This window comes from Yinghuangia soli, assembly GCF_021502675.1.
Classification (GTDB): domain Bacteria; phylum Actinomycetota; class Actinomycetes; order Streptomycetales; family Streptomycetaceae; genus Yinghuangia; species Yinghuangia soli.
In genome coordinates this window covers 220053-234404 of record NZ_JAKFHA010000013.1, presented here as the reverse complement: position 1 = coordinate 234404, position 14352 = coordinate 220053, and the positions used below count along the sequence as shown (strand labels likewise).

The window sequence follows — 14352 nt, the reverse complement described above, 5'->3', positions numbered from 1 at the left end:
CATCTACCGGGACCCGCACCTGGCCAAGGCCGTGCACACCCAGGACGCCTCCTACCTCGACGTCCTGCACACCGGCGACAAGTACGAGTGGAACCCCACCGACTACGCCTACCACCTCACCCGCCGCGCCCGCGGCCTGCCGCTGTGGTTCTCCCTCGCCGTCCACGGCGTCCAGGCCTACACCGACGCCGTCGAGACCGCGCTGACCCTGGCCCGCGAGACCGCGGAGGTCATCCGGGCGACGCCGCACCTGGAACTGATCCGCGACCCCGAGCTGTCCGCGGTCGTCTTCCGCCGCACCGGCTGGACCGCCGAGGACTACACCGCCTGGTCCGACCGGCTCCTCGCCGGACAGGTCGGCTTCGTCACCCCCACCGGCTGGGAAGGCGAAACCGTCGCCCGCTTCGCCTTCCTCCACCCCCACACCACCATGGACATGGTCCACGAAATCCTCGACACGATGGCCTGATCGGCGCCTCGTACGGCACCAGGTCACATCCGGGTGACACGTTCGAGCCAATCCGTCCCGTGCACCTGACCCGGAACGGGTGCCTCCCCGAGACTGATCACCGTGCATCTCGAGGTGGTGACGGACCCGGGCTCGGGCGCTTTCGGCGCGGCCGGCGATTCTGCGGAAGACGAACCGGCCGCGCGCGGCACCGGCGGCCTTTTCGATGCCGAACACCGGCCGCGCGACCGGGTGTTCGCGCTGGCCACCCCCGAGGCGGCGGTGATCGCCACCACCGCGCTCGCGCACCGCGGCGCGGTGGAAGGCTGCGGGCACGGCACCGGCTGGTATCTGCGGCGGCTGGGTGCGCACCTGCTCACCCGGCTCGTGGACCGGCCCGAACGCCGCGTCGCGGACTGCCTGTCCGACGCCATCGCGGAGACCGCGGCACTGCACGGCGGCCGCTGCGACCTCGCGCTGCACGGCACGCCGACCGCATCCGTGGTCGCCGTACGCCTCACCGGAGACCGCCTGGACCACCTGGTGCTGGGCCCCGGTGCGGTGCTGATCCGGCGCGACACATCGGTCCGCGCGATCCGCGACCCCGCGGGACGCGCGCATGCCGCGGGTGCCCGGCCGTCCGCCGCGGCCGATGCCGCGACCGGGAGTTCGCCGTGCCGCGACGTGCACACCCTGGTGCTGCTCAACGGCGGCGCGGCCCGCTCGCTGCCGGACATGCCGTGGTCCGACACCGTGCGCATGCTCGAAGAGACCGGCGCGCACGGCCTGTTGGCATACATCAGAGCCGCCGAGCTGCGCGCCGGTTCGGCGCACCGGCCGATCGGGCTCGTCCACCTGCGCCCCGAATGACCGCTCCCCGCGGCACGCGGGAGCACTTGGACCGGGACGTGGGAACGGGACATGGGAACGGGCCCGGGGGGGGGGGGGGGGGCGCAGCCGGACGCGCGCCCGCGGGGGGGCGCGTGCCCGGGCCGCCGGGCCGGGGGGCCCCCCCCCCCCCCCCCCCCGGGCCCGTTCTCTTCTGCCGGTCCGCCAGGCGGCCGGCCCCGCCTCCCGGGGCCGGCCTGCCGCGCGGCGGCGTGCGCTCGGCTCGGGCCGGGATCAGCTCGGCTTCGGCAGCGTGTACGTCCGGGCGCCCGGCGACTCGAAGGCCTGCTCGACGGTCTTCAGACCGCTGGGCACCGTCTTGTCCACGCGCAGGATGTACGTCTGGTACGTCGGCGGCTTGTCCGGCGAGGAGAAGTCCAGCTTCGCCCCGTAGCCGAGGTCCAGCGAGGTCTGGGCGCGGTGCGCCGCCATGACGCCGGCCGGCGTCAGGTCGCCGGCCTTGCAGGCCGCCTTCAGCGCCTCGCCGAACATGGCCGCAGTGGTGTACCCGGACAGCACGCCCTGGTCGATCGGCTGGTCGGGGTACTTGGCCTTGTAGTCGGCCACCAGCTTGGTGAGCAGCGGCATGTCGGTGTTGATGGACGGCACCGGGCTGGCGACGTACAGCCGGGCCTCCATCGGCGCCCCCACCAGCGCGAGCAGCTGCGGGTGGAAGCCCACCGAGTGCGCGAGCACCGGGACCTTGAAGCCGGCCGTCTCGGTGCCGCCCATGATCGGGCCCACCTGGCGCGGGCTGGCGCTGACGATGATGGCCTTGACGCCGGCCGACTTCATCGCGCTGATCGCCGCGGTCATGTCCGCGTCGGTCGGCTTGATCTTCTGCTCGACCAGCGAGAAGCCCGCCTGCTGCGCGGCGTACTTCGCACCGGCGTTGCTGTTCGCCCCGAACTCGTCGTCGCTGAAGATGTGGCCGACCTTGTCGCCGGACACCAGGCCGACGTTCTTGGCCAGGTACGAGATGCCGTTGATGATCTCGACGTCGTACGTCGTGGCGGTCACCTGGATGACCTTCTTGCCGAGCAGCGTGGAGGGCCAGGCCTGCGGCAGCGTGAGGATGCCGTCCTTCTCGATCTGGTCCTTCAGCTGCGTGACGATCGCCGAGCCGACCAGCTGCGAGATGCCGACCACCTTGCCGGACAGCTCGGTGTACGCGGTGCCGGCCTTCTGCGGGTCGTACCCGTGGTCCTTGACCTCGACCTTGACCTGCCGGTTGCAGACGCCGCCGGCCGCGTTCAGCTGCTCGTAGTAGAGCGCCTCGGCGTTCGTGACGCTCTTGCCGAGCGGGGCGAACGGGCCGCTGAGGTCCGAGAGTTCACCGACCTTGATCTCGGTGTCGGAGACTCCGGCGCCGGTCTTCAGCTGGCCGGCGTTCCCCGACCCGTTGGGGGCGGGGTCCTTGTCCTTCTCCTTCGTGCTGCACGCGGTTGCGGACAGCGCGAGGATGGCGATGACCGCGGCCGCGGCTCTGGTGCCCTTGCGTGGCTTCACGAGGCAGCTCCTTGGGGTTCCTTCGAGTGGGCGGACCGGGAACGGGCAGGGGTGCGCGGAGTGGTGCGCGGGGTGCGGACGCGCCGGACGAGGCCGGCCAGTCCGCCGGGCGAGAACAGCAGCACCAGCACGATCGCCGCGCCGTACAGGTAGCGCGCCGCCTCGGTCGGGCCCACGCCGTCGCCGCCGGACTCCACCACCAGCGGAAGCGACGCCGCATAGTGCGCGAAGAGCTGCGGCAGCACGGTGACGAACACCGCGCCCGCGACCGCGCCGCCGACCGAGCCGAGGCCGCCGATCACGATCATCGCGAGATAGTCGATGGACAGCGCCAGACCGAAGTACTCCGGGATCATGCGGCCGAACACCAAGGCCAGGATCACGCCGGCCAGTCCGGCGTACATCGACGACACCACGAACGCCATCGACCGGAAGCGGGCCACCGGCACGCCCATGACGGCCGCCGCGATCTCGCTGTCGCGCACCGCGCCCAGCGCGCGCCCGGGGCGGCCGCGCAGCAGGTTGCGGGCCACGATGATGCCGATCACCAGCAGTGCCAGCGCCAGGTACCAGAGGCGTTCGTACTTGGCGAACTCGACGCCCGCGACCTCCAGATAGGGGTCCTCGTCGGCCAGCGTGAAGCCGAAGAACTCCATCGGCTCCGCGGCCCGGCCGTTGTAGCCGCCGGTCACGCTGTGCGCGTTGATCATGACGTGCTCGCCGATGAAGACCAGCGCCAGCGTCGCGATGCCGAGGTACATGCCGCGCAGCCGCCCGGAGATCGGGCTGAACAGGCCGCCCACGGCGCCGGCCAGCAGCACCGCCAGGATCAGCGCGATGAACGGCGGCAGGCCGAGCCCGGAGATGTCGTGCGTGCCGCTGCGGCCCGAGTCGCCGGAGAAGTACATGTAGCCGTACGCGCCGACCGCGAGGAAGAACGCGTGCCCCAGTGAGAGCTGCCCGGTGGTCCCGGACAGGATGTTCAGCCCGATCGCGCCGAGTGCCGCGGCCATCGCGAACAACCCGGTGAGCAGCCAGAAGTCGGTGAGGTAGTAGGGCATCAGGGCCATCACCACGACGGCGATCACCGCCGCGGCGACGCGCAGGTTCAGCACGGACGATTTCGCGGGCCCGGGGGCCGCGGGGCGCAGTGCCGCGCCCGGCTTCGGTTCCGGCTCAGACACGGCTCAGTTCCTTCGACCCGAGCAGCCCGGTCGGCCGCCACAGCAGGATGAGGATCATGACGACGTACGGTGCGATGCCCGAGGCACCGCCGCCGAGCGCGTCCAAGTCGCTTTGGTAGCCCGCCGCGAGGGCCTCGGTGAGGCCGATCATCATGGCCCCGATCAGCGCGCCCAGCGCGGAGTCCATGCCGCCCAGCACCGCGGCCGGGAAGGCCTTGAGGGCCACGAACCCGGTGGTCCGGTCCAGGCCCGGGGTGGGCGAGGCGGTCAGGAACACCGCCGCCACCGCGGCCAGCGCACCGGCCACGCACCACGCGACCAGCTGCACGCGCTTCATCCGGACGCCCATCAGCGCGGCCGCCTCGCGGTCCTCGGACGCGGCGCGCATCGAAAGGCCCCACGCGGTGTACCGGAAGGCCATGAAGAACAGCGTGATCAGGACCACCGCGACGACGATCGCGGCGATCCGGGCCTGCGCCACGTTGGCCCCGAAGACCTCGACCGACTTGGCACCCCACGGGTCGCCCAGCGAGAGCTTGTCGGAGCCGATCCGGCGCACCAGTTCGGTGGTGAGCAGGATGTCGATGCCGATGGTCAAGATGGTCAGCACATGGAGTTCGACTTTGCCGAGCCCCCGGATGAACAGCATCTCGATCAGTCCCGCCCCCGCCGCCGTGACCACCACTCCGACCAGGAGTGCGCCGGCGAAGCCCAGTTCGTCGTGCAGCTGGGCGATCACGTAGCCGCCGAGCAGCAGCAGCGACGCATGCGCGAAGTTCATCACCCCGGAGGCCTTGAAGATCACCACGAAGCCCAGGGCGATGAGGGCGTACACCGATCCGAGAGCGAGCCCGTTGAGGACGATCTCGGAGAGCTTGGTCATTGCCGCTCCTCGTTCTCTTGCCGTACGTGCACGGGAGTTGCGTCGGCCGCGGCCGGTGCCTCGTCCGCCGCCCCGACCAGGCCGGCCAGTCCCGCGGCGACCGGTTCGCCGGCCGCGCCTTCCTCTTCGCCCGCGCCCAGGTACGCGCGGATCACCTCGGGGTCCCGCCGGATCGCATCCGGATGGCCGCTCGCGATGCGGCGGCCGAAGTCGAGCACGGTGACCTCGTCGGCCAGCCGCATGATGAGGCCCATGTCGTGCTCGACCAGCACGATCGAGATGCCCAGGCCGTCCCGGACCGAGGCGATCGCCTCGGCGGTGCGCACCCGTTCGGCGCCGTTCATGCCGGCCACCGGCTCGTCGAGCAGCAGCACCTTGGGCTCCATGCACAAGGCGCGCGCCATCTCGACGCGCTTGCGCACGCCGTACGGCAGCAGCCCGACCGGTGCATCGAAGACCGCACCGAGGTCCATGAACTCGGCGATCTCCCGCGCGCGTTCCCGGTGCCGGCGCTGCTCGCGCACGGCGCTGGGCAGATGCAGCGCGGTGGCCGTGAAGCCCGCCTTGGTCAGCCCGTGCCGGCCGAGCATGAGGTTGTCGGCGACCGTGCCCTGGGTGAGCACGATGTTCTGGAAGGTGCGCGCGATGCCCAGTTCGGCGATCTTGTGCGGGGCCAGCCCGGTCAGTTCGTGCTCGCCGAGGTGCACGGTGCCGCGGGTCGCCTTGTACACCCCGGACAGCACGTTGAAGCACGTGGACTTGCCGGCCCCGTTGGGGCCGATGACCGCGTGGATGCTGCCCGGTGCGACCGTGAAGCTGACCGCGTCCAGGGCCACCAGGCCGGCGAACCGCACCGTGACGGCCCGGACGTTCAGCTCGGGGATCGCGAAGTCGGCGTCCGCGCCGGAGGTCTCGGCGAGCGGTACGGACTGCGTCATCCTCGCCACCTCCGCAGCGTGGCCCGGGGCGCGGACGTCGCGGCGGCCGGGGTCTCGTGGGGCGTGCCCTCGGCCGGGGTGCCGGCGTGCCCGCTCTCGTCGTGGTCGCCGAGGTAAAGCCGCCGGACCTCGTCGGTGCGGGCGAGTTCGGCGGCCGGACCGGTGAGCCGGACCTCGCCGACGTCGAGCACGTACGCGGTCTCCGCCAGGCCGAGCGCGACGGCGGCGTTCTGCTCGACCAGGAGCACCGCGGTGCCCTGCTCGGCGATCTCCCGGATCACCTGGGCGATCCGGCCGACCATCATGGGTGCGAGGCCGAGCGAAGGCTCGTCCAGGAGCAGGAGTTTGGGACCGGCCATGAGCGCCCGCCCGATCGCGAGCATCTGCTGCTCGCCGCCGGACAGGAGTCCGGCGTGCTGGGTCTCGCGCTCGGCCAGCACCGGGAACAGTTCCAGGACCCGCTCGCGGGCCTGCTTGGCGCGCGCCGAGCGGCGGTCGCCCGTCCCCAGGAGCCCGGCCTGCAGGTTCTCGGCCACCGAGAGCCCCGCGAACACCCTTCGGCCTTCCGGTACTTGCACGATCCCGGCACGTACCGCGGCAGCCGCGTCGCGGCCGCGCAGGTTCTGCCCGTTGTAGGTGATCGTGCCGCCCTCCACCGCACCGTGGTGCAGGAAGAGCGTGCCGGATATCGCGCGCAGGAGTGTGCTCTTGCCGGCGCCGTTGGAGCCGAGCACGGTGACGATGCCGCTCGGCGGCACCGTGATGCTCACGCCGCGCAGGGCCTGCACGGACCTGCCATAGGCGACGTGCAGCCCGTCGACGACCAGTGCGCCGCCGGCCTGCCGGAGTCGGGGGTGGGCCCCGCCCGGATGCTCCGCGGGCGCGGGTTCGTTCCCCTGCGGAGGTTGGTGCTCCGCCCGTGCCATCCGGCCTCCCTTCCTGTGGAGTCCGCGAACGCCTGAAGTCCTCGATGTCCTCGGAGTCCTCGGAGTGACGGACACCACAACACGTGGCGATGGGCATCGTCCAGACGCATGGCGCAGGACGGGGCACCGGACCAACTGCGACTCCGCACGCTTGTGCAGCCGCACAGCGACCGGTTCCGTGCCGCTGCCATGCTTGTGAGCAGCCACAACCGGACGGCCCCGAACTGCGGTGTCCGGCCGCGGTTTTTGGGTCCGCGGCACGAGTGCCGGGACCCGGCGCGCCGCCCGGCCGACGGTGCGGACAACCGGGCGGCTGTGCAATCGGTCAGCCGCCGGACAGCCGGTAGGCGTCCAGCGCGAGCCCCAGTTCGACAAGGTCGCGGGGCAGTCCGAGATCCCGGCCGGTCAGCTGTTCGAGCCGGCGCAGCCGGTTGAGCACGGTGTTGCGGTGGCAGAACAAGCGGGCTCCGGCGCGGGCCGCCGAGCCGCCCGCGTCGAACCACGCCGCGAGGGTGCCCAGCAGGACGTCCCGGTCGCCGGGGTCCAGGGCCAGCACGGCACCGAAGGTGCGGGTGGCCAGCGCACCGGACAGGTCGGCCTGGCAGGCGACCATCGCGGCCGGCAGCCGCTGGTCCAGCCGGGCCACTTCGCCGTCCGCCGCGCAGGTGCGCAGGGCGACCTCGGCGAACCGCCGGGCCCGGCCCAATTCGGCCAGGCCGTCCACGACCAGGCCGATGCCGACCCGGGAGCCGGCCGACGGGCGCAGCGCCTTGGCGAGGCCGTCGAGCACCTCGCCCTCCGCGGCGCCGTTGTGCAGCAGGGCCACCGCGAACTCGGCGTCCGCCCGGGACCGCCACAGCAGGTGTGCGGACTCGGTGCCGGACGGGCGCGGGCCGTCGTGCTGGCCGGTCCCGGGGCGGGCGTGCCGCAGCATGCCGACCGCGTACCGGCCGTCCTCGGGCAGGTCGAGCACCGTGGCCGCGGCGCTGATGTCGGCGGGCTCGGCGCGGCCGTCGAGCAGCGAGTCGAGCAGGGCCCGGGTGCGCTCGTGGTGGTGGCTGGAAAGATCGTTCGCCAGGCTCCGGTAGGCGTCCGCGACGATCGTCGAATGGTGGTCGACCGCGTTCCACACCGTGGTTGCGGCGTGGACCAGTTCGTGGACGTCCTGCGGCTCGCGCTCCACGGTGATCTCGACCAGCGACTGCCACACGATGACGCCGCCGATCCGGTACGCGTGCAGCAGCGCCTCCAGCGGCAGGCCCTGTTCGGCGCGGCGCCGGCCGAGCCGCCAGGTCTGCGGGTTGGCGTCGCCGGCCTCGGCCGGGGCGAGCAGCGCCAGCAGCGCGCTGCGCAGCGACTCGTGGCAGCCCTGCCACAGGTCGTCCGGCGGCACGGGGCCGTCGCGGTAGGAGGCCTCGTGCTCGTACAGCGAGGCCACCAGCCGGTCGGACAACTGCGGCAGGCGTTCGAGCAGCACGCGCGCGGCCTTGCGCAGCAGCCGTACGTGCGGTCCGGTGTCGGCGGCGTGCGGGTCGGCCCCGAATGCGGGGAGGTGCGGCGGTTCGGTCTTTGCGGTGTCGGCTTTGCCCGGATCGGTCTTTCCCGGGTCGGTTTTCCCGGGTTCGGCTCTTCCGAGGTCGGTTCTTCCGAGGTCGGCCTTGCCGGTGGCGGCCATGCCGTTCGAGGTGGTGCCGGGGGGTGGTGCCACGTGCATCGTGCCTCCACCGGTCGTGGACGGGACGCCGTGCGGGATGCAGCGGGGATCAGCCTGCCACCGCAACCGTGCCGTGCGGAGGGTCTGCTGATGTAACGATTCGGCCGACAAAGCCCCTCAGAGGTGACCGGACGGTCGAGTATCCAGAAAGCGCGCGAACAGATTCGCGGTGGCCCGGGCGATCCGGGGCTCCGCGAACCGCGGGTCGCCCAGCGCCTGCGGCCAGCGGAAAGTCCCGGCGGTGAACACCCACCCGCCCGCAGCGGTCCGGTGCAGCATGCTCTGCTGCGTCTCGGGGCGCCCCTTGCCGTCCGGGTACGGCGATTCGGCGAGCAGCACCGACTCCGTGGCGCGCGGCGCGGCCGATCCCGGGAAGCGCCGGTCCGCCTCGCCCCACAGCAGCCCGGGCAGCGCATCGCCGTCGCGGAGGCCGGTGCCCGACCAGAACCAGTGATCGGTCCCCCGGACCACCAGGGGGTGCTCGCCCTTGATGACGCTGACGTACTGGATGCCGAGCAGTTCCTGCTCGGGCCGGCGCAGGTCGCGCCAGCGCACGGTCGGCCCGGGCGCGTCCCGGTCGGCTGCGGCCTTGGCGTCCTTGTGGCAGCGCACAAGGCGGTGCGGCGTGCCCGACGCGGAGGGCAGCACGCGCACATGCCAGTACACGTTGTTCGCGGTCAGGAACGCGGCGCCGACGCCGCCCGCGAGCGCGGTCTCCAGGACCTCGCGCATCTCCGCGGACCAGTACTCGTCGTGGCCGGGGAAGACCATCGCGCGGTAGCGGAACGGGTCGATGCGGCCCGCGTGCAGGTCGAGCGACGTCGCGTAGACCATGTCGTAGCCGCGTTCCTCGGCCCAGCGCACGAAGGCGTGATCGAGTTCGAAGGACTGCGGCAGGCCGGTGCCCGCGTACGGCCGGTCAAAAGAGACCACGCGGGCCTTCAGCCGGGCGCTCGCCTTGCGGGTCGACGGATCCTGGCCGTAGTAGAGGCTGCGGCCGGTACTGCCGTCGACCGGGTACTCGTTGTACGCCTGGTACGTGGTGGTCGGCAGCACGACCAGGAAGTCGGCGGCCCGGGCCGGCTCGGTGACCGCGAACGGCACGTGGTTGCGGAAGCCGTCCGCATTCGTGAGGACCGCGGTGTACATGCCCCCGGGCCAGTCCGCGGGCACCTCGGTCTCCCAGGTGTCGGCCCAGTCGCACACCACGGTCCCGGTCTCCGGGTCGAGCCGCGCGGGCTCCTGGCGGCGGCCGGGCACGCCGTCGGCGCGCAGCATGAGGCGGCCGCCCGTGCCGCCGTAGTGCCCGAGGCGGAAGACCTCGACGGTGAACGGCTGGTCGCGGTCCACCGAGACCTTCAGGCGCAGCCGGCCGCCGGCCTGCACCCCGGCCTCGGCGGCATACCCCTTGATCTGCCCGGCGGCGTCCCCGGCGGTCTTCCCGCCGGGCCGCCAACCCGCGTCCCCGGCCCGGGTGTTCTCGACGGCCACCAGGTCCGGCTGGGCGGGCAGCACCAGACCGGGCGGGCCCGGCCGCGCGGCACCCGCGATGTCCCGGGCCGCATGCGGGGTGCAGCGGCCGAGCAGTGCGAAGCCGGCCCCCGCCGCGGCCGCGGCCGCGCCGAGGAGTGCGCGGCGGGCCGGCGCATGGCCGCGGGGCGGCGCGGCAGCGCGGGGCGGGTCGTCCTGATCATGCGCCATGGTCGTCGCAGTACCCGCCCGCGGCGGTCACGAACGCCGGTGCAGGGATGCGAGGTCCAACCGGCCCAGTGCCATCTGCTTTTCGTCGAGCGACTCCACGCGGCGGCTCTGCGCGGTCAGGAAGCGCGGGTAGACCGGCGGCATCATGACCGCGTCGCGCACCAGGATCTCGTTGGCCAGCGCGCACAGTTTGGCGCGCTGCGAGGCATCCCAGGCTGCCCAGGCCTCGGCCAGCAGCCGGTCGAACTCGGGGTTGCGGTAGCCGGTGTTGTCCGGGTGGTCGGACGCCGCGGGCCCGAGCACGTCGAACGCGGTCCGGCCGACCGCGTAAGCAGGGCGCCGCACCGACAGCGCCAGGTCGAAGTCGCCCGCGGCGCGGCGCTGCCGCCACACGTCCGGGGCGACCTCCTCGACGCCGGCCTGGAAGCCGACCGTGGTCCATTGCGCGGCCAGCTTTTCGGCCACCGGTGCCAGGCCGTCGCCCGTCGCCACGAGCACGGCGAACCGGAGCTGGCCGGTACGCCCGGACTCGCCCAGGAGCACCCGGACCCGGTCCGGGTCGACGGCGGCCGCATAGGGCGTGAAGTCGTCGTCCCAGCCCTCGGTGGCCGGTCCGACGGGTCCGCGGCCGGGCACCGCGAAGCCCTTGTAGAGCTCGTCGGCAACCGCCTTGCGGGCCGTCCCGGCGGCCAGCGCTCGGCGTACCGCGATGTCGTCGAAGGGCGCGCGGCGCAGGTTGAGAGCGGTCACCAGGTCCAGCGGCGAGGACACCGCGTGCGCCTGCAGGCCGCCGCTCTGCACCGGGCGCACCTGGGCGGGCGCGATGCGCGGGTCGACGCCGATCCGGCCGGCCTTCAACTCGGCCGTCCGGGCCGCCGGTTCCGCGACGGTCCGGAACTCCAGGACGTCGAGCGGCGTCTCCGGGCCCCGGTAGGCCTCGTTGCGGCGCAACCGGACGGACTCCCCCGGCACGGCCGCGTCGAGCCGGTACGGGCCGGTGCCGACGAGCGCCTGCGGGTCGTCCAGCGAGCTGCGCGCGGGGATCGGCAGGCAGGCCAGGAACTGGCGCAGCACGCCGAACGGGCGCGGCAGTTCGAGGCGCACGGTGCCCGCGTCGACGGCGGTGGCGGTGCGGATCCGGCCGGCCAGGTACGGGCCCCAGGCCGCGGCCGTCGCCGGGTCGGCGACGCGGCGCAGGCAGGCCGCGACCTGCTCGGCGTCGAAGGCGCTGCCGTCGGAGTTGGTGATGCCGTCGCGCAGCCGCAGGGTCCACACCAGGCCGTCCGCTGAGACCACCGGGTCGGCGGCGGCGAGCACCGGCTCCAGCGTGGTGTCGTCGCGGTACCGGTACAGCGCCTCGACCACCGGATCGGAGATCCAGCGGGTCTCCTCGGCGGTGCCGTGCACCGGGTTGAGCACCGCCGGGAACGCGGGCAGCGCGACGGCGAGCGTGCCGCCGCTGCGCAGCTTGGGGCCGCCGTCGCCGCAGCCGGACAGCAGGCCGCCGGCCGCGGCCGCCAATGCCGATCCGGTGCCGAGGGCCAGGAAGCGGCGTCGGCCCAGTTGCATGTGCGTTCCCTCCCTGCCGGGCTTGGTCGGTGCCAAGCCTAGGGCTGCGGCAGGGCGGGAACGTGCATGCGCGAGCGGCTCAGACGGTGAAGACGATCTTGCCGAACTGGTCGCCCTCGGCCATCCGGGCGAAGCCCTCGCGGGCCCGGTCCAGCGGCAGCACGGTGTCGATCACCGGCCGCACCCCGGAGTTGGCGCACAGCGCGAGCAGCCCGGCCAGTTCGTCCTTGTCGCCCATCGTGGAGCCGACCACGCGCATCTCCTGGAAGAAGATCCGGGTCAGCTCACCGGCGGGCGGGTTCGAGCCGCTGGTGGCACCCGAAATGACCACGCTGCCACCGGCCTTGAGGCTGCGCACCGAGTGGCTCCAGGTGGCCGCGCCCACGGTCTCCATGACCGAGTCGACGCGCTCGGGCAGCCGCTCGCCGGACGCGAACGCCCGGTCCGCGCCCAGCGCCACGGCGCGCTCGCCCTTGGCGGCGTCCCGGCTGGTCACCCACATGCGGTAGCCGGCCGCCTTGCCGAGCACCACGAGCGCGGTCGCGACACCGCCGCCGGCCCCCTGCACGAGGATCGTCCCGCCGGGCCGTACACCCGAATTGGTGAAGAGCATGCGGTACGCGGTCAGCCACGCGGTGGGCAGGCAGCAGGCCTCCTCGAAGGACAGCTCCTTCGGCTTGGGCAGGAGGTTCCAGCGCGGCACCGCGACCTTCTCGGCGAAGGTGCCGTCGTACTTCTCGGTCAGGATCGAGCGCGGCTCGTCGGTGCCGAGGCCGCCGATCACCGAGTGCACGACGACCTCGTTGCCGTCCTCGTCGATGCCCGCGGCGTCGCAGCCGAGCACCATCGGCAGCTGCTTGTCGGTGATCCCGACGCCCTTGAGGGTCCACAGGTCGTGGTGGTTGAGGGAGGCGGCCTTGACCCGGACGGTGGTCCAGCCGGGCGGCAGCGGGGCGTCCGCGCCGGGTTCGGCGCGCTCCCCGAGCTCGAGTCCGGACAGCGGGTCCTCGGGGCTGATGCGCACGGCGCTCACGGCGAACATGGCTGCGACCTTATCGAGAGGGCCGGGGCCGCCGACCGGCGGCGCCGGGGCGCCCCGGGGGCCCACCCCCCCCGGGGGGCGGCCCCCACCCGCTGTCGGGCCCCCCCGCCGGGGTCGGGGACGTTCTGTGCTGGTCCTGCGGTGCTGCGGTGGTGAAGTACTGCCGGTTCAGCCGATCGTCAGCGGCGCGCGACGCCGTCGCGGCGGGCCGCCTCGGCGACCGCGAGGGTCACCGCCGGGGCCACCCGCTCGTCGAACGGGCTCGGGATGACCTTGTCCGCGGACAGCTCGTCGGCCACGACCGCGGCCAGCGCCTCGGCGGCGGCCACCTTCATGCCCTCGGTGATCCGGGTCGCGCGCACCGACAGGGCGCCCGCGAAGACGCCCGGGAACGCCAGCACGTTGTTGATCTGGTTCGGGTAGTCGCTGCGCCCGGTCGCCACGACCGCGGCGTACTTGTGCGCGACCTCCGGCATGATCTCCGGGTCCGGGTTGGCCATCGCGAAGATGATCGCGTTCGGCGCCATGGTCGCCACGACGTCCTCGGGGACCTTGCCCGCGGAGACGCCCAGGAAGACGTCCGCGCCTTCCATCGCGACCTCGATGCCGCCCTTGAGCTTGGCCTTGTTGGTCAGTTCGGCGATCAGCCGCTTGATCGCGGTCAGGTCGTCGCGGCCCTCGTGCACGATGCCGCGCGAGTCGACGACCTGGATGTCGCCGATGCCGGCCTCGATGAGGATCTTGGCGATCGCGATGCCGGCCGCGCCCGCACCCGAGATGACCGCGCGCAGGTCCTTCAGCTCGCGCCCGGTGACGATCGCGGCGTTGCGCAGCGCGGCGAGCGCGACGATCGCGGTGCCGTGCTGGTCGTCGTGGAAGACCGGGATGTCCAGGCGCTCCTGCAGCCGGCGCTCCACCTCGAAGCAGCGCGGCGCGGAGATGTCCTCCAGGTTGATGCCGCCGAACGACGGGGCCAGGCGCACGACGGTCTCGACGATCTCGTCGACGTCGGTGCAGTCCAGCGCGATCGGCACCGCGTCCACGCCGCCGAACTGCTTGAAGAGCAGCGCCTTGCCCTCCATGACCGGGAGGGAGGCCTTCGGGCCGATGTCGCCCAGGCCCAGCACCGCGGTGCCGTCGGTGACGACCGCGACGGTGTTGGCGACCCAGGTGTAGTCGTTCACCAGGTCCGGGTTCTCGGCGATCGCGGTGCAGACACGTGCCACACCCGGCGTATAGGCCAGCGAAAGGTCGTCCTTGTTGCGGACCGGGACCGTCGAGCGGATCTCCAGCTTGCCGCCCTGGTGCAGGACGAACGCCGGGTCGGTCTCGCCCGGTGTGGTGCTTTCGGTGGGGATGATCTCCGCTGCCACAGTGACCCCTTTGTCAACCGTCATGAGTGAGTGGTGCAGCTCCTTTGGCGATGTACGCCACGACCAGGGGTAGATGCCCGGGGGTGGTCCTACATCGAGCACGGCTGGATGCTGCCTGCCTCGCCGGCGCCGGCGCTGCTGTCCGCGCAATCGATCCGACGAGGGTACGGGGGTCAC

Annotated in this window: 12 protein-coding genes; 2 read left to right on the top strand and 10 right to left on the bottom strand. The window is 72.9% G+C overall.

Annotated elements, in window-relative coordinates; all coding sequences use genetic code 11:
* Together LZ495_RS22510 and LZ495_RS22505 are read left to right on the top strand one after the other, a co-directional pair.
* The coding region (locus tag LZ495_RS22510; protein WP_235054626.1) for a pyridoxal-dependent decarboxylase at positions 1–469 on the top strand (469 nt) is incomplete at its 5' end.
* A gap of 102 nt (positions 470–571) precedes the next feature.
* Complete coding sequence (locus tag LZ495_RS22505; protein ID WP_235054625.1) at positions 572–1318, top strand: hypothetical protein; 747 nt, start codon at positions 572–574, stop codon at positions 1316–1318.
* Between the two features lie 252 nt (positions 1319–1570).
* Here LZ495_RS22505 and LZ495_RS22500 read toward each other — a convergent pair whose 3' ends face one another.
* The 10 genes from LZ495_RS22500 to LZ495_RS22455 form a co-directional block, all read right to left on the bottom strand.
* Complete coding sequence (locus tag LZ495_RS22500; RefSeq protein ID WP_235054624.1) at positions 1571–2845, bottom strand: ABC transporter substrate-binding protein; 1275 nt, start codon at positions 2843–2845, stop codon at positions 1571–1573.
* The gene (locus tag LZ495_RS22495) at positions 2842–4029 is read right to left on the bottom strand and encodes a branched-chain amino acid ABC transporter permease (RefSeq protein WP_372498626.1); all 1188 of its coding nucleotides are present in this window, start codon (positions 4027–4029) and stop codon (positions 2842–2844) included. Before LZ495_RS22495 ends, LZ495_RS22500 begins: the two co-directional genes overlap by 4 nt.
* Positions 4022–4912, bottom strand: a complete 891-nt coding sequence (locus LZ495_RS22490) for a branched-chain amino acid ABC transporter permease (RefSeq protein WP_235054614.1) — start codon at positions 4910–4912, stop codon at positions 4022–4024. The genes LZ495_RS22495 and LZ495_RS22490 overlap by 8 nt, the downstream gene beginning before the upstream one ends.
* The gene (locus LZ495_RS22485; protein WP_235054612.1) at positions 4909–5850 is read right to left on the bottom strand and encodes an ABC transporter ATP-binding protein; all 942 of its coding nucleotides are present in this window, start codon (positions 5848–5850) and stop codon (positions 4909–4911) included. The genes LZ495_RS22490 and LZ495_RS22485 overlap by 4 nt, the downstream gene beginning before the upstream one ends.
* The gene (locus LZ495_RS22480; RefSeq protein ID WP_235054610.1) at positions 5847–6776 is read right to left on the bottom strand and encodes an ABC transporter ATP-binding protein; all 930 of its coding nucleotides are present in this window, start codon (positions 6774–6776) and stop codon (positions 5847–5849) included. Before LZ495_RS22480 ends, LZ495_RS22485 begins: the two co-directional genes overlap by 4 nt.
* 325 nt (positions 6777–7101) lie before the next feature.
* The gene (locus LZ495_RS22475) at positions 7102–8484 is read right to left on the bottom strand and encodes a PucR family transcriptional regulator (RefSeq protein WP_235054608.1); all 1383 of its coding nucleotides are present in this window, start codon (positions 8482–8484) and stop codon (positions 7102–7104) included.
* A gap of 123 nt (positions 8485–8607) precedes the next feature.
* Positions 8608–10191 (bottom strand): N,N-dimethylformamidase beta subunit family domain-containing protein, encoded by a 1584-nt coding sequence (locus tag LZ495_RS22470; RefSeq protein ID WP_235054607.1) that lies wholly within the window; start codon positions 10189–10191, stop codon positions 8608–8610.
* 27 nt (positions 10192–10218) lie between these two features.
* Positions 10219–11760 (bottom strand): ABC transporter substrate-binding protein, encoded by a 1542-nt coding sequence (locus LZ495_RS22465; protein WP_235054605.1) that lies wholly within the window; start codon positions 11758–11760, stop codon positions 10219–10221.
* Between the two features lie 79 nt (positions 11761–11839).
* Positions 11840–12802 carry a zinc-binding dehydrogenase gene (locus LZ495_RS22460; protein WP_235054603.1) on the bottom strand — a complete coding sequence of 321 codons (963 nt, stop codon included), beginning with the start codon at positions 12800–12802 and terminating at the stop codon, positions 11840–11842.
* Positions 12803–12981: 179 nt separating this feature from the next.
* A complete protein-coding gene (locus LZ495_RS22455) occupies positions 12982–14175 on the bottom strand; it encodes an NAD(P)-dependent malic enzyme (RefSeq protein ID WP_235054601.1) in 1194 nt (397 codons plus the stop codon).
* Positions 14176–14352: the final 177 nt, after the last annotated feature.

Coding starts and splice junctions, on each gene's coding strand:
- LZ495_RS22490 (WP_235054614.1), bottom strand. CDS start 4,912: ATGACCAAGCTCTCCGAGATCGTCCTCAACGGGCTCGCTCTCGGATCG.
- LZ495_RS22485 (WP_235054612.1), bottom strand. CDS start 5,850: ATGACGCAGTCCGTACCGCTCGCCGAGACCTCCGGCGCGGACGCCGAC.
- LZ495_RS22480 (WP_235054610.1), bottom strand. CDS start 6,776: ATGGCACGGGCGGAGCACCAACCTCCGCAGGGGAACGAACCCGCGCCC.
- LZ495_RS22470 (WP_235054607.1), bottom strand. CDS start 10,191: ATGGCGCATGATCAGGACGACCCGCCCCGCGCTGCCGCGCCGCCCCGC.
- LZ495_RS22465 (WP_235054605.1), bottom strand. CDS start 11,760: ATGCAACTGGGCCGACGCCGCTTCCTGGCCCTCGGCACCGGATCGGCA.
- LZ495_RS22460 (WP_235054603.1), bottom strand. CDS start 12,802: ATGTTCGCCGTGAGCGCCGTGCGCATCAGCCCCGAGGACCCGCTGTCC.